Below are 21,926 nucleotides of genomic sequence, written 5' to 3'. Positions count from 1 at the left end.
ACGATCTTTGCCCGTCTCGAACGCGGTCCGAGCCGCTCTACTGGCGCGGCGTCGACACGTTTTGGTTGGACGGCGGCGGGAACGCCGGCGGTGCCGGATTGGCCTGCTTGAGCCCGCCGATCGGCACCGGCGGCGGCAGGTCTTCCTGGCGCCAGCCTCCGCCCAGCGCCTTCACCAGGTTGGCGCTGGCGATCAGCCGGTTGAGGCGGATCGTGAGCAGCGACTGTTCGGCGGCGAGCGCCGACGCCTGCGTCTGCACGACAGTCGTGTAGGGCACGGTGCCGACGCGATATTGATTGAGGGAGAGTCGCTCGGCTTCGCGGGCGGCGGCGACGGCCGCCCGCTGCACCCGCTCCTGGGCGACGAGGATACGCTGCTGCGCGAGCGCATCCTCGACCTGCTGGAAAGCGGTGAGCACGGTCTGGCGATAGGTCGCGACGGTGGCGTCGTAGCTCGCGCGGGCGCCCTGCACCTGTGCCGCGATCCCGCCGCCGTCGACCAATGTCCCGGCGATCTGCGGGCCCACGGACCAGGCCGCCGTGCCCAGCTGCAGCAGCGAACCCAGGCCGCCGCTCAGAAAGCCGATGGTCGCACCGAGCGAGATCTGCGGATAGAAGGCGCCCTTGGCCACGCCGATCTGGGCATTGGCCGCCGCCATCTGGCGTTCGGCCGAGGCAATGTCGGGCCGCCGCTCCAGCAGGGTCGAGGGCACGCCGGAATCGACCGTGGGGATCGTGAGACGCGTCGGCGCGGGCTCGATGCTCACCTCGGACGGCGCCTTGCCCACCAGCAGCGCGATCGCATGCTCCAGGAGCGCGCGGTTGATGCCCTCGTTCACCAGCTGGGCGCGCGTCTGCTCATACTGGGTCTGGGCCTGCACGAGATCGACGCGCGAGACGATGCCGGCATCTACCTGGTTCTGCGCGATCTGCATCGAGCGCTGGTAGGCCGCGACCGTCGCCTCGTAGAGACGCTTGCGGTCGTCGGAGATACGCAGCGACGCATAGTTCGTCACGAGATCGGTCTGGGCCGACAGGCGCGCGTTTGCGAGTTCGGCGTCGCTGGCTTGCGCCGACGCCGAATCGCTTTCGACCTGGCGGCGCAGCGTACCCCAAAGGTCCAGTTCCCAGTTGAGGGTGAAGCCGGTCGAGTACTGGCCGATCGTCGAATCGTAGCGCGTCACCGTCGACGTGCCGCCGGCGGCCGTGGTGCCGCGCAGGCCGCCCGTGCCCGTCTGCTGCGCCGAACCAGTGCCCGAGATGCTGGGGTAGAGCGCCGATTGGTCCTGCCGGATGATCGCCCGTGCCCGCCGGTAGTTGGCCTCGAAGATCTTGAGGTTCTGGTTCGACACGTCGATCTGGGCGGCGAGACTGTCGAGAGTCGGATCGCCGTAGATGCGCCACCACTGGCCGCGATCGGCGCCGTCGGCGGGCTGGGCCGGGCGGAACACCGATGCCGCGCCGGTCGGAAGCTCGGCTTCCTTGTAGGCTGGCGCAACCGGGCTGGCCGGCGGCGCACGCTCGTAGTCGGGCCCGACGAGGCAACCCGAGACGAGCAGCAGAGGAAGAAGCGACGCCGAGCCACGCTTCATGCCGGCGCTCCGGCGCTTCCCAGGACGCGGGCGACACGACTCGGCCGGTCGCGGTCGCGGCGGCGGAAGCGGTCGAGATAGAGGTAGATCACGGGGGTGGTGTACAGGGTCAGGATCTGACTCACGATGAGGCCGCCGATAATCGAGATGCCGAGGGGACGCCGCAACTCCGCGCCGTCTCCGTATCCGAGCGCCAGCGGCAGGGCGCCCAGGATCGCGGCCATGGTCGTCATGAGGATGGGACGGAAGCGCAGAAGGGCGGCTTCATGGATCGCCCTGGCAGGCTCCAGCCCCTCGGCGCGCTCGCGCTCCAGCGCCACGTCGATCATCATGATGGCGTTCTTCTTCACGATCCCGATCAGCAACAGCACGCCGATCATGGCGATGATGCTGAACTCCACGCCGGTGTACTGCAGCGCCAGTAGTGCGCCGACACCGGCGGATGGCAGGGTGGACAGGATCGTGATCGGGTGGATGTAGCTCTCGTACAGGATGCCAAGGACGATATAGACGGCAGCAAGGGCTGCCAGCACCAGCAGGAGCTGGTTGCCGAGGGACTGCTGGAACGCACGCGCCGTCCCCTGGAAGGAACCGTGCAGGGTCGACGGCACGCCGATCTCGCGCATCGTGTCGTTCACGTACTGCACGGCATCGCTCAGCGTCTTGCCGGGTGCCAGGTTGAACGAGACCGTGCTGGCCACGAACATGCTCTGGTGGTTCACGGCGAGAGGCGTGGTGCCGTAGTCCCAGCGCGTCACCGCTGACAGCGGCACCAGCTTCTCCGGCGTCGTGCTGACCGCCGCCCCCGTCGAGGCCGAGCCCCGTCCGCTCACGGCAATCTGGTTGGTCCGCAGGTTGCGCACCGCCTGGGCGGGATCGATCGTCGATGCGCCGGCGGCTCCGGAAGAGTTCGTCGTGGTGGTGGTCGAGGCGATGCTGCCGGTCGTCTGGGTGCCGCTCAGCGCTCCGCCCGAGGTGCTGACGTAGATCTCCTTCAGCGATTCCGGATTCTCCCACCACTGCGGCGCCACCTCCATGACGACATGGTACTGGTTGAGCGCATTGTAGATGGTCGAGACCTGGCGCTGGCCAAAGGCGTCGTAGAGCGTCGCGGAGATGTTGCGCGTGGAGACGCCGAGCCGGCTCGCCGCATCGCGGTCGATGGTGAGGTTGAGCTGCAGCCCGCGCTGCTGCTGGTCGGAATCGACGTCGGTAATCACCGAGGAGTCCGCCTGCAGGGCCTGGGTAAGCCGCGGCCCCCAGGTGTAGAGGTCCGGCAGCGAATCGGCCTGCAGCGTGAACTGATACTGCGCGTTGCCCTGGCGGCCGCCGACGCGGATGTCCTGCACCGCCTGCAGGAACAGCATCGCGCCGGGCACCTGGGCGAGCTTGGGACGCAGCCGCTGGATCACCTGGTCGGCGGTGACGTCGCGCTCGCTGAGCGGCTTCAGGGTCGCGAAGATGAAACCCGAGTTGGTCTGCCCGCCGCCCGTGAACCCCGCCACGCTCTCGATGGCGGGGTCAGAGCGCACGATCTCGACGAATTGCCGGAACTTCCGGCGCATCGCCTGGAAGGAAATGCTCTGGTCGGCGCGGATGCCGCCCATCAGCCGGCCCGTGTCCTGCTGCGGGAAGAAGCCCTTGGGAATCGTGACGTAGAGATGAATGTTGAGCAGCACCGTGGCCAGGAAGACCAGCATGGTGAGCAGCGGATGGCGCAGCACCAGCGCCAGGCTGCGGCCGTAGAGCCATTGCAGCCCGCCCAGGCCCCGCTCGCTGAGCCGCGCGAAGACGTTGGGCCTGCGATGCTCGCCCGGCGGCCGCAACACATAGGCGCACATCATGGGCGTGGTCGTCAGCGACACCACCATCGAGATCAGGATCGCCACCGAGAGCGTCACCGCGAACTCGCGGAACAGGCGGCCGACGATGCCGCCCATCAGCAGGATCGGGATGAAGACGGCGATCAGCGAGACGCTCATCGACACGACGGTGAACCCGACCTCGCGCGCGCCCTTGAGGGCGGCGTCGATGCGCGACATCCCGGCCTCGAGATGACGCGTCACGTTCTCGAGCACGATGATCGCATCGTCGACCACGAAGCCCGCGGCGATGGTGAGCGCCATCAGCGACAGGTTGTTCAGGCTGTAGCCGAGCAGGTACATCCCGCCGAAGGTCGCGACCAGCGACACCGGCACGGTCACGGCGGCGATAAAGCCTGCGCGCGCCGAGCGCAGGAAGGCGAAGGTGACCAGCACCACCAGCACGACGCCGATCACCAGCGCCTGCTCGACTTCCTTCAGCGCCGCGCGGATCGTCGTCGTGCGGTCGCTCACCACCTGCAGCTCGACGTCGTTCGGCATCGAGGCCTGCAGCTCCGGCAGCAGCGCCTTGATCTCGTCGACCGTCTCGATGATGTTGGCGTTGGGCTGCTTGTAGATGATCACCAGCACCGAACGCTTGCCGTTGGCCTGGCCCTCGTTGCGGATGTTCTCGGTCGAGTCGATCACCTCCGCCACGTCCGAGAGGCGCACCGGGGCACCATTGCGCCAGGCGATGATCAGCGAGCGGTATTCGTCGGCCACGCGGGCCTGGTCGTTGGAATAGAGCTGGTAGCGCAGGTCGCCGACCTCGATGGCGCCCTTGGGCGAGTTGGCGTTGGCGGCCGCCAGCGCCGCACGTACGCTCTCCAGCCCGATCCCGTACTTGGTGAGCGCCGTCGGGTTGAGCTCGACCCGGACCGCGGGCAGCGAGCTGCCGCCCAGCGTCACCTGGCCGACGCCGCTCACCTGGCTGAGCTTCTGCTGCAGGATGTTGGAGCCGGCATCGAACAGCCGGCCCTGGCCCAGCGTATTGGAGGTGAGCGCGATCACCATCACCGGTGCGTCGGCCGGATTGAGCTTGCGGTACTGCGGGTTGCTGCGCAGATCGGCCGGCATGTCGGCGCGGGCGGCGCTGATCGCCGCCTGCACGTCGCGCGCCGCCCCGTCGATGTCGCGCGACAGGTCGAACTGCAGCGTGATGCGCGAATTGCCCACGGTGCTCGACGAGGTGATCTCGGTGACGCCGGCGATCGCCCCCAGCCGCCGCTCGAGCGGCGTCGTCACGCTGGTCGCCACCGTCTCCGGCGAGGCGCCCGGCAGGTTCGCGGTGACCTGGATGGTCGGGAAATCGATCTTCGGCAGCGGCGAGACCGGCAGCCCGAAGAACGCCACCAGGCCGGCCAGCGCCAGCCCGATGGTGAGCAGCGTCGTGGCGACGGGGCGCGCGATGAAGGGCGCCGACAGGTTCACGAAGTCCCCTCGCCCGCCTCGGCGCGCACCGGATGCAGCGGCGTATCCAGCGGCATACCGCGGATGCGGCGGCCCAGCCGGTCGAAGGCGAGATAGATCACCGGCGTCGTGAACAGGGTCAGCAGCTGGCTGACGATCAGGCCGCCGACGATGGTGAGGCCGAGCGGCTGGCGCAGTTCCGAACCGGTGCCGGAGCCCAGCATCAGCGGCAGCGCGCCGACCAGCGCCGCCACCGTCGTCATGAGGATCGGCCGGAAGCGCAGCAGGCAGGCCTGGTGGATGGCCTCGCGCGGCGCCTTGCCTTCGTTGCGTTCGGCGTCGAGCGCGAAGTCGATCATCATGATCGCGTTCTTCTTCACGATGCCGATCAGCAGCACGATGCCGATGATGGCGACGATGCTGAGGTCGGTACCGGCCAGCATGAGGGCCAGCAGCGCGCCGATGCCGGCCGAGGGCAGGGTCGACAGGATCGTGATCGGGTGGATGTAGCTCTCGTAGAGCACGCCCAGCACGATGTAGACGGTCACGATGGCCGCCAGGATCAGCAGGAGCTGGCTGTCGAGCGACTTCTGGAAGGCGAGCGCCGCGCCCTGGAAATGCGTGGTGATCGACCGCGGCATGCCGATCTCGCGCTGCGCCGCGACGATGGCGTCGACGGCCTGGCCGAGCGCATAGCCCTGCGCCAGGTTGAAGGAGATGGTGGTCGCCGGGAACTGGCCGAACCGGTCCAGCCGCAGCGGGGCGGTGCGCTCCTCGAAGGTCGCGATGGCCGACAGGGGCACCTGCTTGCCGCTCGCCGAACCGGGCAGATAAAGGTCGTTGAGGGATTTCAGCGACCGCGCCATCTCGGGCTCGACCTCGTAGATCACGCGGTACTGGTTCGACTGGGTATAGACGGTCGACACGATGCGCTGGCCGAACACGTCGTACAGCACGTTGTCGACGGTGGCGGCGGTGATGCCGAAGCGGGCCGCGGCGTCGCGGTCGATGCGGATGAACATCGACAGGCCCTTGTTCTGGAGGTCGCTCGTCACGTCGACCAGTTCGGGCAGCTTCTCCAGCCGGTCCATCAGGCGCGGCACCCAGGCGTCGAACTCCGACGCATTGGCCGATTCCAGGACGAACTGGTACTGCGTGCGGCTCACCGTCGAATCGATCGTGAGATCCTGCGACGGCTGCATGTACAGCGAGATGCCGGGCACCGAAGCGGTCTCCCGCTGCAGCCGCCGGATCACCTGGGCGGCCGACAGCGAGCGCTCGCTGCGCGGCTTCAGGTTGATCAGCATGCGTCCCGAGTTCAGCGTCGGATTGGTGCCATCCACCCCCACGAAGGAGCTGAGGCTCTCGACGGCGGGGTCCTTCAGAATCGCCTCGGCGAGCGCCCGCTGGCGTTCGCTCATCGACGCGAAGGACACGCTCTGCGGCCCCTCGGTCACAGCCTGGATCAGGCCGGTGTCCTGCACGGGGAAGAAGCCCTTGGGGATGACGACGTAGAGCAGGACCGTGAGCACCACCGTCCCGACAGCGACCAGCAGTGTCAGCGCCTGGTGCCGGAACACCACGATCAGGCAGCGGTCGTAGAAGCGGATCACGCGAGAGAACCAGCCGGTCCCGATGTCCTCGTCGTGAGCGGAGACCGGGGCCTTTGCGGCGCCGGGCGCTGCCGGCGCATGCGTCCGCTGGCGCAGGAACTGGGCGCACATCATGGGCACGAGGGTGAGCGACACCACCGCCGAGATCAGGATCGTGACCGAGAGCGTCACCGCGAATTCGCTGAACAGGCGGCCGACCACGTCGCTCATGAACAGCAGCGGGATCAGGACGGCGATCAGCGAGACGGTGAGCGACACCACGGTGAAGGCGATCTGCTTCGAGCCCTTCAGCGCCGCCTGCTTGGGATCGTCGCCGCGCTCGATGTAGCGGGCGATGTTCTCGATCATGACGATGGCGTCGTCGACCACGAAGCCGGTGGCGATGGTGAGCGCCATGATCGACAGGTTGTTGAGGCTGAAGTCGGCGAGATACATCACCGCCAGCGTGCCGACGAGAGACAGCGGCACCGACAGGCTGGGGATCAGCGTGGCGCGGGCGTCGCCCAGGAAGGCGAAGATCACGGCCACGACCAGGATGACGGCGAAACCCAGTTCGATCTGAACGTCGCGTACCGAGGCGCGGATGGTCAGGGTCCGGTCCGTCAGCACGGTCACGTCGAGCGAGTTGGGCAGGGTCTCGCGCAGGGTCGGCAGCAGGGCCTTGATGCGGTCGACCACCTCGATGACGTTGGCACCCGGCTGGCGCTGCACGTTTACGATCACCGCCTGGGTATTGTCCATCCAGGCGGCGATCCGGTTGTTCTCCTGCCCTTCCTCGACCGAGGCGACGTCGCGGATGCGCACCGGCGCGCCGTTGCGATAGGCGACGATGATGTCGCGGAACGTGTCGGGGTCGGTGATCTGGTCGTTGGCATTGATCGTGAGCGCGCGCGCTGGCCCGTCGAAATTGCCCTTGGGCGTATTGACGTTGGCGTTGGAGATGGTGGTGCGGAGGTCGTCGATGTTGAGGCCGTAGGCGGCGAGCGCCGTCGGGTTGGCGCGGATGCGCACGCCGGGCTTCTGGCCTCCCTCCAGCTTCACCAGACCGACGCCGGGAAGCTGTGAGATCTTCTGCGCGAGGCGGGTGTCGACGAGATCGTGGACCTTGGTGAGCGGCTCGGTCTTGGACGTGACGGCCAGGGTCAGCACCGGCGCGTCCGCCGGGTTGAACTTGGCGTAGATCGGCGGCGACGGCAGGTCGCCCGGCAGCAGGTTGCCGGCGGCATTGATCGCGGCCTGGACCTGCTGCTCGGCGATGTCGATCCCGAGCTTGAGGTCGAACTGCAGCGTGATCGACGAGGCGCCGGCCGAGCTGGTCGAGGTCATCTGGTTGAGTCCCGGCATCTGGCCGAACTGGCGCTCCAGCGGCGCGGTGACCGACGTGGTCATCACCTCCGGGCTGGCGCCGGGATACAGGGTCAGCACCCGGATGGTCGGGTAGTCGACCTGCGGCAGCGCCGACAGGGGCAGGAAGCGATACGCGATGATGCCGACCAGCATGATCGCGACCATGAAGAGCGAGGTCGCGACCGGCCGCTCGATGAAGATCCGCGACGGGTTCATGTCGCGAGCGCGCTACTGGTTGGTCTGGGTCGCCGGCTGGCCGGGAGCGGGCCCGCCCGTGCCGCCGCTGGCGCCATTGGCGTGCTGCCGACGACGCTGACCCTCGGCGGGCGCGCCCTGCGGCTGGCCGTCGGGGCCTGCCTTGGGCGGCGGGGCGTTGGCGACCGGCGGACCCGCCGATGCGCGCGGCGGAGCATTGGGGCGCCGGATCTTGGCGCCGTCGCGCAGCCGGTCGACGCCGTCGATCACCACCTGGTCGCCGACCTGCAGCCCCTTGAGGATCGCCACCTTCTCGCCGTCGGTTTCGCCGAGCTGGACGACACGGATCTCCACCGAATCGTCGGGCTTGGCGAGATAGACGAAGGTGCCGGGCTGGCCGCGCTGGATGGCGGCGACGGGAACCACCACCGCATCCCTCACCGTGTCGGCGAGCAGGCGCACGTTCACGAACTGGTTGGGAAACAGCGCCTCGTCGGCATTGTCGAAGATGGCGCGCAGCTTCACCGTGCCGGTGGTGAGATCGATCACATTGTCGGTCGTGTCGAGCCGGCCCACGCCGAGTTCGACCTTCTGCGACCGGTCGAGCGCCCGCACCTCCATCGGCTCGCCGGTCTTCAGGCGCTTGCGCACCAGCGGCAGCGAGTCCTCCGGAATCGTGAACAGCACGGAGATCGGCTGCACCTGGATGATCACGCAGATGCTGCTCGAGTCTCCCATGGTGACGTAGTTACCTTTGTCGACCATGCGAAGGCCGATCTTGCCCGTGAGCGGCGCCACGATCCGCGTATAGTTGACGTTGAGCTTGGCCGCGTCGACCAGCGCCTGGTCGATCACAAGAGCCGCCTCGTACTGGCGGACCAGGGCAACCTGCGTGTCGTACTGCTGGCGGGCGATCGAGTCCTGCTGAACGAGCTTGCGATAGCGCTCGAGGTCGGTCTGGGCGTTCTTGAGCAGCGCCTCGTCGCGCTGCTGCTGTCCGAGCGCCTGCTGCAGCGCCACGTCGTAGGGACGGGAATCGACCAGTGCGAGCAGGTCGCCCTGCTTCACCATCTGGCCTTCCTTGAAGAAGACGTCGACCAGCTGGCCGGTGATCTGGGTCTTCACGTTCACGGTCTGGAGCGGTGTGACCGTACCCAGCGCCCGCAGCACGATGGGAATGTCCCCTTTCGTGGCAGTGGCAATTCCGACCGGCACGGCGACGCCGGCGGCAAACCGGCCCGGAGACCGCGGCGGCGGGGCTGTGCTCGACTGCGTGATGTACCAGCCCGCGCCAGCCACGATCACCAGCCCGACACCGATCCCGAGGAGGGTTCGCAGCCGCTTCATCTTGTCGATTCACCCCAGAAACACAGCACGTACCAGATACGCGCTGAACCGGCGGAGTCTCCCCCACTGAAATGGCGGGCGCAAGGCAGGCGCCCGCCGAACCGGGGGCTCAACGTCCGAGGGGCGCAAAAGACCCCTTGGATGCCCGAGAAATTACGTCAGTCGGCCGATTTGTCCGCGACGTAGAGGCTGCCGCCGCCGGCGCGGAAGCGCTGGCTCATCTCGTCCATGCCCTTGCGGGCATAGTCCCGGATGTCCTGGGTGATGCGCATGGAGCAGAACTTCGGCCCGCACATCGAGCAGAAGTGCGCGGTCTTGTGCGCCTCCTTGGGCATGGTCTCGTCATGGAACTTCTCCGCCGTGGCGGGATCGAGCGAGAGATTGAACTGATCGCGCCAGCGGAAGTCGAAGCGCGCCCGAGACAGCGCGTCATCGCGCAGGCGGGCGGCCGGATGGCCCTTCGCCAGATCCGCGGCATGGGCGGCGATCTTGTAGGTTATCACGCCCACCTTCACATCATCTCGGTCAGGCAGGCCGAGATGTTCCTTGGGCGTGACGTAACAAAGCATCGCCGTGCCGAACCAGCCGATCATGGCGGCGCCGATGCCCGAGGTGATGTGGTCGTAGCCGGGCGCGATGTCTGTCACGAGCGGCCCCAGCGTATAGAACGGCGCCTCGCCGCATTCGCGCAGCTGCTTGTCCATGTTGGCCTTGATCTTGTGCATGGGCACATGGCCCGGCCCCTCGATCATCACCTGGCAGCCCTTGTCCCAGGCGACCCTGGTGAGTTCGCCCAGCGTCTCCAGCTCGGCGAACTGCGCGGCATCGTTGGCGTCGGCGTTGCAGCCCGGCCGCAGACCGTCGCCCAGCGAGAAGGAGACGTCGTACTTCCGCATGATGTCGCAGATGTCACCGAAATGCTCGTAGAGGAAGCTCTCGCGATGCTCGGTGAGGCACCATTGCGCCATCATGGAGCCGCCGCGGCTTACGATGCCGGTGACGCGGCTGGCCGTCAGGGGCACATGCGCGAGGCGCACGCCGGCATGGATGGTGAAGTAGTCGACGCCCTGCTCGGCCTGCTCGATCAGCGTGTCGCGGAACACTTCCCACGACAGCTTCGTCGGGTCGCCGCCCACTTTCTCCAGCGCCTGGTAGATCGGCACCGTGCCGATCGGCACCGGCGCGTTGCGCACGATCCATTCGCGCGTGTCGTGGATGTTGCGTCCCGTCGAGAGGTCCATGACGGTGTCGGCGCCCCAGCGGATCGCCCACACCATCTTCTCGACTTCTTCCTCCATCGAGGAGGAAACGGCCGAGTTGCCAATGTTGGCGTTGATCTTCACCAGGAAGTTCCGGCCGATGATCATCGGCTCCAGTTCGGAGTGATTGATGTTCGCGGGAATGATGGCGCGGCCCGCGGCGATTTCCTGGCGCACGAACTCCGGCGTGATGAACGCGGGCAATGCCGCCCCGAAGCTCTCGCCGTCGGCCAACCGCGCCTCGGCGCCGTCAAGGACCTGCTTGCGGCCGAGATTCTCGCGAGCGGCGACGTAGATCATCTCCTTGGTGATGACGCCGGCGCGGGCCCATTCGAACTGGGTGATTGGCTTGCCGTCGATGCCGCGCAGGGGCTGCTGCGCCTGCGGGAACGGCCGCAGCACCGAGTCCTTCACGTTGCCGTTGTCGATCGGCTGGATCGCACGGCCGGCATATTCCTCGACGCCGCCGCGTTCGAGCACCCAGGCCCGTCGCGTCTGGGCCAAGCCCTTGCGCACATCGATCGCGACGTCGGTGTCGGTGTAGGGACCGGTCGTGTCGTAGACGCGCACCGGCGGCTCGAGCGGCGATGACAGTTCGATCTCGCGCAGGGGAACCCGCAGGTCTGGCGCGGCGTCGGGCGTCGCGTAGACCTTGCGGGATGCGGGCAGCGGCCCCGTCGTGACGGTCGGGGCGCTCGGGGTGACGATGGTGTCCATGATGGATCTCCCGTGGCTGGTTGGCAGACGGAGATCCGGTGTTCTGTCGTGCAAAGGATGTATCCAGTCCCTTCGCCGGCATGACCCGGATCAGGTTCAAAGGGTCACCGCGCCGACGCCAGCAGGAACTGGCGACCATCGGTATCTCAGCCCCTTGTCGGGACCCCCCTTGGACGGGGCCAGCTTAGGTCGCCGGGCTCAACATCTCAAGCTTTCGCAAACTGTCCCGCCAGTTCCGCAATTCCTTAACTCGAGGCTTCTAGCGTCCCTGCCTGCAAGGATCGGGGGTATCGATGCGGGCCACGAGGATCGCCAGCGGTTTGCTCTTGGCCGCGCTGGCCCTGGCGCCATCGCCCATCCTTGCGCAGACGCCCGATGCGGGGCCCGCCAATGGGCTCAGGGCCGAGTTGCAACGCTTCCTGTACGACGAAGCGACGGCCGTCCTGCACCTGCGCAGCTACCTCTTCGATCGCCAGAACCAGAGGCCGCCCAGCTCGGCCGCCATCGTCACCGGTGGCTGGGTCGGACTGCAGACGGGCTGGTTCTACGACACGCTCCAGCTCGGCGCGGTGGGATACACGACACAACCGGTCTGGGCACCGCAGGGCCGCGACACCACCTCCGACGGGACGTCGCTGCTCAAGCCGGGAGGATACGGCTACTTCACCCTCGGGCAGGCCTATGCCTCGGCCCGCTGGAACAGGCAGACCGTCACGGTCTTCCGTCAGTATCTCGACGAACTCGAGGTCAATCCGCGCGACGACCGCGAGATCCCGCAGACCTTCGAGGCCTATGCGCTGCGCGGCGCGCTCGGACCGGTCAACTACTTCGCAGGCTACGTGGCCGCCATGAAACCCCGCGACTACTCGGCCTTCATCAACATGGGCGAGGCGGCCGGCGCGCCGAACGTCAACAAGGGCATGGCCCTGTTCAGCACCAAATACGGCAGCATGAGCGAGCTGCAGGTCCGCGCCTCGGCTTATTACGTCCCGGATATCCTCTGGTCGAGCTATGCCGACGTGGGCGGCACGATCAGGGTGAACGAAGACCTTCGCGTCCAGCTCGCCGCGCAATTCGCGGTGCAGGGCAGCAACGGGATGAATCTCCTCACCGGCCAGCCCTTCAGCACCTTCTGGGGCGGCTTCCGCGCGGATGCCTTCTGGGGACCGATGGCCTTCCGTGTCTCCTATACGCAGATCGGCTCGGCCGCGGCCTGGCGGAACCCCTACGGCATCTTCATCGGCTACAACAAGATGCAGTCGCTGGACTTCAACCGGGCCGGCGAAATGGCCGTCACGGCGGGGGCCAGCTACGATTTCAAGGGCGCAGGCCTTCCCGGCGTGATCTTCATCGCGAGCGCGACCTACGGCGGCAACTCGGTCAATGCCCAGACTCACACGTCGCTGTCCGACAACTGGGAATACGATCTCGAGCTGGCCATCCGGGGCGACATCATGCCGAACGCGCCCGACTGGCTGAAGCCCTTCAACCTGCGCAATCGCGTCGCCTTCGTCGACCAGTACCTCAACAACACGGTCACGTCCTATACGGAGTACCGCGTCCAGTTGAACTACGAGCTGACCTGGAAGGGTCCGCGCCTGCGCCAATAACGGCGCTCATGCGCCGTCGAGAGCGTGCCCACGACAGGACGAAGTCGCTGTCCATCGGTACGTGGTTGCCCATCATCAGGATCGTGAAGTCGGCCACTGTGTCGGCGTTCACGTCGCCTTGCAGCAGGGTGGCGGCACCGAGCGCCGACGGGCGCAACTCGCCCGCCGCGCCACCATCCGACACGCTTGCATGAGGGCCGGGAAATCCCGAAAACTCGATCCGCACAGAAATCGTCCGGGGAAGCTCAGGTACATGCAGTTCGATGACGTCATCCGCGGCCGCCGCAGCATTCGGGGCTACAAGCCCGATCCCGTCCCCAGGGCGCTGATCGAGGAGATCATCGGCCTGGCGATGCGTGCGCCCTCGTCGATGAACACCCAGCCGTGGAATTTCTACATCGTCACCGGCGAGCCGCTGAACCGGATCCGCGCGGGCAACACGGAGCGCATGCTGGCGGGCGTCCCTCAGTCGCGCGAATTCCGCACCGGCAAGTCCTTTGCCGGTGTGCATCGCGACCGGCAGGTCGGCGTCGCCAAGCAACTGTTCTCGGCCATGGGGATCGCGCGTGACGACAAGGAGGGGCGTCAGGACTGGGTGCTGCGCGGCTTCAGTCAGTTCGACGCCCCGGTCTGCGTGATCGTGACCTACGACCGCGTGCTGGACGGCAGCGACGATACGCCGTTCGACTGCGGCGCCGTGGCGACGGCCCTGGTGAATGCCGCCTGGTCGCGCGGGCTGGGCGCCGTGATCAACAGCCAGGGCATCATGCAGTCGCCGGTGGTGCGCGAGCACGCGGGAATACCCGACGATCAGGTCATCATGAAAAGCATCGCCCTGGGCTGGCCGGATGACAGCTTCCCGGCGAACGCGGTCGTCTCGGAGCGGAAGTCCGTCGCCGAAGCCGCGGTTTTCGTCGGCTTCGACGACTAAAGCGCTGCAATCCAGTCGCGACGCGCCCTCAGACGACCTCTGCCGCGCGCATCTCGGCGATCTCGGCGGGCGAATAGCCCGCCTCTTTCAGCACCTCATCGGTGTGCTGGCCGAGCGTGGCCGGCGGGCGGTCGATCGAGCCGCCGCCATGTTCGAGACGGAAACCCGAGCCCACGACCTTGATCGGGCCGTGCTCGGTCTCGACGGTCTGCAGCACCGTGCGATGCTTGAAGAGATCGAGCTGCGCGGTCTCCGGGATGCTGTGGACGCGGCCGGCCGGCACGTCGGCCTTGGCGAAGCGCTCGATCCAGGTGCCGGAATCCTCGGTCTTCATCGCCCCTTCGACGATCTCGTGCAGGGCGGTGTTGTTGGCGATGCGCGTGGCCCAGTCGACGAAGCGCGGATCGTCCAGCACCTCCTCGCGGCCCAGCACCTTCATCAGGCGCCTGAACTGCGGATCGGTCATGACCGCAAGCACGATCCAGCCGTCGCGTGTCTTGAAGAGATTTCCCGTGGGCTTGCGCGTCACCGACAGGTTCGCGGCCTGGCCATGCACGCGGCCGGTCATCAGGTGCTCGGTGAACTGTTGCGCGAGATAGCCCATCACCGCGTCGATCATGGCGACGTCGACGAGCTGGCCCTTGCCGGTGTGCGTGCGCTGGTAGAGCGCGGAGGCGATGCCCAGTGCCGCCGTGGCGCCCGACATCACGTCGGCGCCGGCAAAGCCCACGCGCGTCGGGCCGTTATTCTCGAAGCCGGTGATCGACATCAGCCCCGACATGGCCTGGATCATGCCGTCGAAGGCCGCCGTCTTGGACTCAGGCCCCACCTGGCCGAAGCCCGACACGGCGCAGTAGATCAGCCGGGGATTGATCTTCTTCAGCGTCTCGTAGCCTATGCCGAGCTTGTCCATCACGCCCGGGCGAAAATTCTCGACGACGACGTCGGCCGTCTTGACCAGGCGCTTGATGACCTCGATCGCCTTGGGCTGCTTGAGGTCGAGCGTGACCGAGCGCTTGTTGCCGTTCACCGCGACCCACGGCGCCGCGAGGCCGCGCTTCTCCCAGTCGTTGGACCGGGTGCCGTAGCGCATGTCGTCGCCTTCGCGCGATTCGATCTTGATGACGTCCGCCCCGAGGAGGGCGAGCTGGTAGGAGCTGTAGGGCCCCGCCAGCACACGCGTGAAATCGACGACCTTTACGCCCGTAAACGGCTTGCTCATGTCACTCCTACGCCACGCCCGCCTGTTTGCGCTGGCTGAGCGCGACCTGCTTCACCTTGTCGAATTCGGCGCGCCGCTTGGCGACCTCTTCCGGCGGCATGCGCTCGAGGTTGTTGTAGTCGTTCTTCCAGTCCCCGTCCTCGTTCCAGCGCAACGGCGACTGGACCGTCGTGCGCGGACCGATGGCGCTTTCCAGAACCTTCAGGGCGAGATCCAGCGTGAAGCGCTGGGTATCGGGCTCGTGCGGCTTGCCGCAGGAATTGCCGAGCGGGAAGTCGCTGAACAGGAAGCGCGGGACGCCCGCCCATTCGACGATGTCCTTCGCTGCCCCCATCACTACGGTGGGGATGCCGTTCCGTTCGAGATATCGGGCGACCAGACTCACGGTCTGGTGACAGACGGGTCATGTAGGGACGAGCAGCGCCGCGTCGACCTGGTCCTGGCGGCAGCGGGCGAGGATTTCCGGCGCATCCGTCTCCAGCGTGACGCGCTGGCTGCGATTGGTCGGCGCGCCGTGGAAGCGCTTGGCGAGCTTGAAGCGGCCCTGGTTCGCGAACTCGCGCATCAGCGGCAGCGGGAACCAGGTATTGCTGTCCTTCGCCGTCGTGTGCTTGCGGTCGTAGCCGATGTGGGAGATGCGGGTGTCGTGGTCCCTGTCCGTATCGCCGGAATAGACCGAGTAGAACTTGGCACTGGCGTTGTAGAGGGCGCCCGGACCCTGGTCGCCCTTGTCGGGCTGGTAGGGCGCCGCTGTCGAGATCAGCGCCAGCGTGCTGTCCTTCAGCGGCTTCGTGAGCGGCGTGAAGGGTGCGTCCGTGTAGTGCGCCCAGCGGTAGGGATTGTCGTAGCCCAGGGCGAGATAATACTCGCGCGTCCGGCGCATGTATTCGAGCGGCGCGTCGTATTCCGGCGCGAAATCTGTCGTATCGACCATGGTCGAAAACTGAGCGCTGAAACGCGCGAAGTCAAACGAGGAGAGGCTCTTGTCCGCCTGACGGTATGTCGAACGGGATCGGTCGGCGGGGCCGGCGATGGCCATCCCGGCGGCCGGAGAAGCTGACCCCGATGTAACCCCCCGGCCATAGTGCCGCCCAACTCCATCGCGCTATATATGAAACGAGAGCGGACAGGCTGGGGAGCGCATCGCATGGCGATCAGACGGCGCAGCGTATTGGCGGGGGGCGTGGCCCTTTGGGCCGGTGCCCCGGCGATTCTGCGGGCCCAGACTGCGGCTCCCGGGGCCCCGGCCGCCCCGGGCACGATCCATGTCAGCCACGGCTTCGCCATGCACGGCGAGCCCAAGTACAAGGCAGATGCCGGCCCGCCCGACTACCTGAACCCCAATGCCCCCAAGGGCGGCAGCGTCCGGCTGGGCGCCCGCGGCACCTTCGATTCGCTGCATCCCTACATCGTGAAGAGCGTCCCCGCCGCCGGCATCAGCCAGCTCTGGGACACGCTGTGCTGGAACTCGCGCGACGAGGCCTCGACCGAATACGGACTGATCGCCGAAACGATCGAATGGCCCGAGGACCGTTCCTGGGTGGCCTTCACCCTGCGGCCGCAGGCGCGCTGGCACGACGGCAGCCCGATCACGGTCGAGGACGTGATCTTCTCGCTCGACATCCTGAAGTCCAAGGGCCTGCCCAACTACGCCTTCTATTACGCCGACGTGCTCAAGGCCGAGAAGGTCGGCGACCGGAAGGTCAGGTTCAGCTTCCGCGACAATACCAACCGGGAACTGCCGCTGATCATCGGGCAGCTCCCCATCCTGCCCTCCAAGTGGTGGGCCAGCCGCGACTTCGAGAAGGTCTCGCTGGAGCCGGCGCTCGCCAGCGGCCCCTACAGGGTCGAGTCCTTCGACGTCGGCCGGTCGATCACCTACCGCCGGGTCGCCGACTGGTGGGCGAAGGACCTCTGGATGAATCGCGGGCGCAACAACTTCGACGTGATCCGCTACGAATACTATCGCGACGTCACCGTGCAGTTCGAGGCCTTCAAGGCCGGCGACCTCGACGTCCGGCAGGAGAACATCGCGCGCAACTGGGCGACCGCCTACGACATTCCCGCCGTGCGCGACGGCCGCATCCAGCGCGCCGAGATCCCGCACGAACTGCCGACCGGCATGCAGTGCTTCGCCTTCAACCTGCGCCGCGACTATTTCAAGGACAAGCGCGTACGCGAGGCGATCGCCACGATGTTCGACTTCGCCTGGGCGAACAAGAACCTGTTCTACGGGATGTACAAGCGGAACGTCTCGTTCTTCGGCAACTCGGAGCTGGCCTCGTCGGGCCTGCCGACCGCTGCCGAACTGAAGTACCTCGAGCCGCTGCGCGGCAAGATCCCCGAGGAGGTCTTCACCAAGGAGTTCGTCCTTCCCGAGACCGACGGCACCGGCAACGTCCGCGAGCTGGCGCGCAAGGCGCTGGCCCTCCTCAAGGAGGCCGGCTGGGAGGTCAAGGACGGCAAGATGACGGAGACGAAGACGGGCCGGAAGCTTGCCTTCGAGATGCTCCTGAACGACGCCAGCTTCGAGCGCGTCGTGCTGCCCTACAAGCAGAACCTCGAGCGCATCGGCATCGACATGACGGTGCGCACCGTCGACACCGCGCAGTTCAAGCGGCGCGAGGACGAGTTCGACTACGACATGATGGTCGAGGGTTTCGGCCAGTCGCTGTCGCCGGGCAACGAGCAGCGCGACTTCTGGGGCTCGAAGTCCGCCGACACGCCGGGCAGCCGCAACTCGCTGGGGATCAAGGACGCCGCCATCGATTCGCTGATCGACACGCTGATCGCGGCGCCGGACCGGGAAAGCCTGATCGCCGTGACGAAGGCGCTGGACCGTGTGCTGCTGTGGAGCAACTTCGTGGTGCCCAACTGGCACAACAACAAGGTGTTCGTGGCCTACTGGAACCGCTTCGCGCGGCCCGACAAGAGCGCGCGCTACGCGCCCTTCGCCTTCGACACCTGGTGGATCGACGAGGCCAAGGATCGCGCCCTGCAGCGCGAGAGGAAGTAGGCGTCCGGCCGCTCCATGCTCGCCTACATCCTGCGACGCCTCGTGCTGGTGGTGCCGACCCTGTTCGGCATCATGGTCATCAACTTCTTCATCGTGCAGGCCGCGCCCGGCGGCCCGGTCGAGCAGACGCTGGCCCAGATCCAGGGCACCTCGGTCGATGCGACGGAGCGCTTCTCCGGCAGCTCCAGCGGCGGCGAGACGCTGCGCAAGTCGGCCACGGATTCTTCCGGCGGCGGCACCTATCGCGGTGCCCGCGGCCTGCCGCGCGAGCTGATCGAACGCATCGAAAAGATGTACGGCTTCGACAAGCCGATCGGCGAGCGCTTCCTGCTGATGATGAAGAACTATCTCGTCTTCGATTTCGGCGAGAGCTTCTTCCGCAACAAGCGCGTCGTCGACCTCATCATCGAGAAGATGCCGGTGTCGATCTCGCTCGGCCTGTGGACCACGCTGCTGATCTACTTCGTGTCGATACCGCTCGGCATCGCCAAGGCGGTGCGCGACGGCTCGCGCTTCGACGTGACGACCTCGACGACGCTGATCGTACTGAACGCGATCCCGGGCTTCCTGTTCGCCCTGCTGCTGGTCGTGCTGTTCGCGGGCGGCTCCTACTTCAAGTGGTTCCCGCTACGCGGGCTCGTCTCCGACGACTGGAGCTCGCTGGGCACGATCGACAAGGTGCTCGACTATTTCTGGCACATGGCGCTGCCGATCGGCGCCATGGTGATCGGGGGCTTCGCGACGCTCACCTTCCTCACCAAGAACTCGTTCCTCGAGGAAATCCACAAGCAGTATGTGCTGACCGCCCGCGCCAAGGGCCTGGTCGAGCGCCGCGTGCTCTACGGCCACGTCTTCCGCAACGCCATGCTGATCGTGATCGCGGGCTTTCCCGCAGCCTTCGTGGGCGTGCTGTTCACCGGTTCGCTGCTGATCGAGGTGATCTTCTCGCTCGACGGGATCGGCCTGCTGGGCTTCGAGGCGGCGCTGAACCGCGACTATCCGATCATGTTCGGCACGCTCTACTTCTTCGGGCTGATCGGCCTCGTCATGGGGATCCTGGGCGACCTCATGTACACCGTGGTCGATCCGCGGATCGACTTCGAGGCGCGCGCCTGATGAACCCGATGAACCGGCGCCGCCTCGCGGCTTTCCGTTCCAGCAAGCGCGGCATGATCTCGCTCGCGATCTTCGGCACCCTGTTCTTCCTGTCGCTGTTCGCCGAGCTGCTGGCCAACAACAAGCCGATCCTCATCCGCTACGACGGCGGCTTCTACTCGCCGCTGCTCAAGGACTATCCCGAGACGACGTTCGGAGGCGACTTCCCGACCAACACCGTCTACTCCGACCCCGAGGTGAAGAAGCTGATCGAGGAGAAGGGCTGGATCCTCTGGCCGCCGATCCCCTACAGCTACGACACCGTGCTGAAGGGCGAGGGCCGCACGACGCTGCAGCCCCCGTCCCGCCAGCATTGGCTGGGCACCGACGACAGCGGGCGCGACGTGCTCGCGCGGCTGATCTACGGATTCCGCATCTCCGTCCTGTTCGGCCTGGCTCTCACCGTGGCCAGCACGGTGATCGGCATCGCCGCCGGCGCCGTGCAGGGCTATTTCGGCGGCGCGGTCGACCTGTTGATGCAGCGCTTCCTCGAGATCTGGTCGAGCATGCCGACGCTCTACCTGCTGATCATCCTGGCGAGCTTCATCCAGCCGGGCTTCTGGGTGCTGCTGGGGATCATGCTGCTGTTCAGCTGGATGGCGCTGGTCGGGCTGGTGCGCGCGGAATTCCTGCGCGGCCGCAACTTCGACTATGTCCGCGCGGCCCGGGCGCTGGGTATGATGGACGTGCGCATCATGTTCCGCCACATCCTCCCCAATGCGATGACCGCCAGCCTCACCTTCCTGCCCTTCATCCTGGCGGGTTCGGTGACGACGCTGACCTCGCTCGACTTCCTGGGCTTCGGCCTGCCGGTGGGCTCGCCTTCGCTGGGCGAGCTTCTGTTGCAGGGCAAGAACAACCTCACCGCCCCGTGGCTCGCCTTCACCGGCTTCTTCGTGATCGCCCTGATGCTGTCGTTGCTGGTGTTCATCGGCGAGGCGGTGCGCGACGCCTTCAACCCGCGCAAGGTGCTGGCGTGAGCGATTCCCTGCTGCTCGAGGTCAAGGACCTCTCGGTCACCTTCGGCGCCGGCGACAAGGCGGTGCGCGCGGTGCGCGGCGTCAGCTTCGACATCAGGCGGGGCGAGACCGTCGCGCTGGTGGGCGAGTCCGGCTCCGGCAAGTCGGTGACGGCGCTCTCGGTGCTGCAACTGTTGCCCTATCCGGCCGCCAGCCATCCCACGGGCAGCATCCGCTTCCAGGGCCAGGAGCTGGTCGGCGCCTCGACGCGCGATCTCCTCGCGGTGCGCGGCAACCGCATCTCGATGATCTTCCAGGAACCGATGACCTCGCTCAACCCGCTGCACACGATCGAGCGGCAGGTGAACGAGGTCCTGATCCTGCACAAGGGCCTGTCGCGCGAGGCGGCGCGCAAGCGCACCCTCGAACTGCTGGAGCAGGTCGGCATCCCCGAGGCCGCCAAGCGCCTCGACGCCTATCCGCACCAGCTCTCGGGCGGCCAGCGCCAGAGGGTGATGATCGCCATGGCGCTCGCCAACGAGCCCGACCTGCTGATCGCCGACGAGCCCACGACCGCGCTCGACGTCACCATCCAGGCGCAGATCCTGAAGCTCTTGAAGTCGCTGCAGGCGCGCTACGGCATGGCGCTGCTGTTCATCACCCACGACCTCGGCATCGTGCGCAAGATGGCGGACCGTGTGTGCGTGATGACCAAGGGCCAGATCGTCGAGCAGGGTCCCGTGGCCGAGGTCTTCGACCGGCCGCAGCACAGCTACACCCAGCACCTGCTCTCGGCCGAGCCCAAGGGCCGGCCGGCGGACGCCGATCCGGCGGCGCCCGAGATCCTGCGTCTCGACGATCTCAAGGTGCACTTCCCCATCCGCCGCGGCCTGATGCGGCGCACGGTCGGCCATGTGAAGGCGGTCGACGGCGTCAGCATCGCGCTGCGTGAGGGCCACACGATCGGCCTGGTCGGCGAGTCGGGCTCCGGCAAGACCACGCTGGGCCTCGCCTTGCTCAAGCTCGAGCGCAGCGAGGGCGGCATCCGGTTCGACGGCCGCGACCTGCAGGGGCTGAGCCAGCGCGAGCTGCGTCCGATGCGGCGCGAGATGCAGATCGTCTTCCAGGATCCGTTCAGCTCGCTCAGCCCGCGCATGTCGGTGGGCGAGATCATCGGCGAAGGGCTGGAGGTCCACGGGATCGGCACGCCGCAGGAGCGGACGGCGATGATCGAGCAGGTATTGCACGAAGTCGGCCTCGATCCCGCGAGCCGCGACCGCTACCCGCACGAATTCTCCGGCGGCCAACGCCAGCGCATCTCGATCGCCCGTGCGCTCGTCCTCAAGCCGCGCCTGATCGTGCTCGACGAGCCGACCTCGGCGCTCGACATGAGCGTCCAGGCCCAGATCGTCGACCTGCTGCGCGACCTCCAGCAGAAGTACAAACTTGCATATCTCTTCATCAGTCACGACCTGAAGGTCGTGCGCGCGCTGGCCGACGAAGTCGTCGTCCTGAGGCATGGCAAGGTGGTCGAGCGCGGCCCGGCGAAGCAGATTTTCGAGGCGCCGCAAACCCCTTACACCCAGGCGCTGATTGCAGCCGCCTTCAACCTCGAGGCGATCGGCGCCGACAGTCGCGTGGTCGCGACCTGATAGTTTCAATTGCAGCGAAATCTCTGATGCCTTGCAGGCG

The 21,926-nt window shown here is 66.8% G+C and carries 13 protein-coding genes and 1 riboswitch; of the genes, 6 read left to right on the top strand and 7 right to left on the bottom strand.

All coding sequences use genetic code 11. The annotated features are described in order from the left end of the window. Nucleotides 1-37: 37 nt before the first annotated feature. From LJ725_RS14665 to thiC, 5 genes are all read right to left on the bottom strand, one after another. Nucleotides 38-1,591 (bottom strand): efflux transporter outer membrane subunit, encoded by a 1,554-nt coding sequence (locus LJ725_RS14665; RefSeq protein WP_230551391.1) that lies wholly within the window; start codon nucleotides 1,589-1,591, stop codon nucleotides 38-40. Further along, nucleotides 1,588-4,884 carry an efflux RND transporter permease subunit gene (locus LJ725_RS14660; RefSeq protein ID WP_230551390.1) on the bottom strand — a complete coding sequence of 1,099 codons (3,297 nt, stop codon included), beginning with the start codon at nucleotides 4,882-4,884 and terminating at the stop codon, nucleotides 1,588-1,590. Before LJ725_RS14660 ends, LJ725_RS14665 begins: the two co-directional genes overlap by 4 nt. Next, nucleotides 4,881-8,039, bottom strand: coding sequence for an MdtB/MuxB family multidrug efflux RND transporter permease subunit (locus LJ725_RS14655; RefSeq protein ID WP_230551389.1), 3,159 nt, complete (start codon nucleotides 8,037-8,039; stop codon nucleotides 4,881-4,883). The genes LJ725_RS14660 and LJ725_RS14655 overlap by 4 nt, the downstream gene beginning before the upstream one ends. A gap of 12 nt (nucleotides 8,040-8,051) precedes the next feature. After that, nucleotides 8,052-9,365 carry an MdtA/MuxA family multidrug efflux RND transporter periplasmic adaptor subunit gene (locus LJ725_RS14650; protein ID WP_230551388.1) on the bottom strand — a complete coding sequence of 438 codons (1,314 nt, stop codon included), beginning with the start codon at nucleotides 9,363-9,365 and terminating at the stop codon, nucleotides 8,052-8,054. A gap of 158 nt (nucleotides 9,366-9,523) precedes the next feature. Then, complete coding sequence (gene thiC, locus LJ725_RS14645) at nucleotides 9,524-11,341, bottom strand: phosphomethylpyrimidine synthase ThiC (RefSeq protein WP_230551387.1); 1,818 nt, start codon at nucleotides 11,339-11,341, stop codon at nucleotides 9,524-9,526. A 49-nt stretch (nucleotides 11,342-11,390) separates the two neighbouring features. Continuing rightward, nucleotides 11,391-11,521: riboswitch (TPP riboswitch) on the bottom strand. Nucleotides 11,522-11,634: 113 nt separating this feature from the next. Between thiC and LJ725_RS14640 the strand changes: the two genes are divergently transcribed. Beyond that, nucleotides 11,635-12,951 (top strand): OprD family outer membrane porin, encoded by a 1,317-nt coding sequence (locus LJ725_RS14640; protein ID WP_230551386.1) that lies wholly within the window; start codon nucleotides 11,635-11,637, stop codon nucleotides 12,949-12,951. Nucleotides 12,952-13,204: 253 nt separating this feature from the next. Continuing rightward, nucleotides 13,205-13,882: a nitroreductase gene (locus tag LJ725_RS14635; RefSeq protein ID WP_230551385.1), complete on the top strand. Its 678-nt coding sequence runs from the start codon at nucleotides 13,205-13,207 to the stop codon at nucleotides 13,880-13,882. Nucleotides 13,883-13,910: 28 nt separating this feature from the next. Here LJ725_RS14635 and LJ725_RS14630 read toward each other — a convergent pair whose 3' ends face one another. Continuing rightward, the gene (locus LJ725_RS14630) at nucleotides 13,911-15,104 is read right to left on the bottom strand and encodes a CaiB/BaiF CoA transferase family protein (RefSeq protein WP_230551384.1); all 1,194 of its coding nucleotides are present in this window, start codon (nucleotides 15,102-15,104) and stop codon (nucleotides 13,911-13,913) included. Between the two features lie 7 nt (nucleotides 15,105-15,111). Then, nucleotides 15,112-16,038, bottom strand: coding sequence for a glycine/sarcosine/betaine reductase selenoprotein B family protein (locus LJ725_RS14625; protein ID WP_230551383.1), 927 nt, complete (start codon nucleotides 16,036-16,038; stop codon nucleotides 15,112-15,114). A 213-nt stretch (nucleotides 16,039-16,251) separates the two neighbouring features. Here LJ725_RS14625 and LJ725_RS14620 point away from each other — a divergent pair, with 213 nt between their 5' ends. The 4 genes from LJ725_RS14620 to LJ725_RS14605 are packed head-to-tail and all read left to right on the top strand — an operon-like array spanning nucleotide 16,252 to nucleotide 21,886. After that, nucleotides 16,252-18,120 carry an extracellular solute-binding protein gene (locus LJ725_RS14620; protein WP_230551382.1) on the top strand — a complete coding sequence of 623 codons (1,869 nt, stop codon included), beginning with the start codon at nucleotides 16,252-16,254 and terminating at the stop codon, nucleotides 18,118-18,120. Between the two features lie 15 nt (nucleotides 18,121-18,135). Next, nucleotides 18,136-19,236, top strand: a complete 1,101-nt coding sequence (locus LJ725_RS14615; protein WP_230551381.1) for a microcin C ABC transporter permease YejB — start codon at nucleotides 18,136-18,138, stop codon at nucleotides 19,234-19,236. After that, complete coding sequence (locus LJ725_RS14610) at nucleotides 19,236-20,255, top strand: ABC transporter permease (protein WP_230551380.1); 1,020 nt, start codon at nucleotides 19,236-19,238, stop codon at nucleotides 20,253-20,255. Before LJ725_RS14615 ends, LJ725_RS14610 begins: the two co-directional genes overlap by 1 nt. Beyond that, the gene (locus tag LJ725_RS14605; protein ID WP_230551379.1) at nucleotides 20,252-21,886 is read left to right on the top strand and encodes an ABC transporter ATP-binding protein; all 1,635 of its coding nucleotides are present in this window, start codon (nucleotides 20,252-20,254) and stop codon (nucleotides 21,884-21,886) included. The genes LJ725_RS14610 and LJ725_RS14605 overlap by 4 nt, the downstream gene beginning before the upstream one ends. Nucleotides 21,887-21,926 lie beyond the last annotated feature (40 nt).

Source organism: Reyranella aquatilis, assembly GCF_020880995.1.
In the GTDB taxonomy this organism is placed as follows: Bacteria; Pseudomonadota; Alphaproteobacteria; order Reyranellales; family Reyranellaceae; genus Reyranella; species Reyranella aquatilis.
This window is presented reverse-complemented; position numbering and strand designations above follow the sequence as displayed.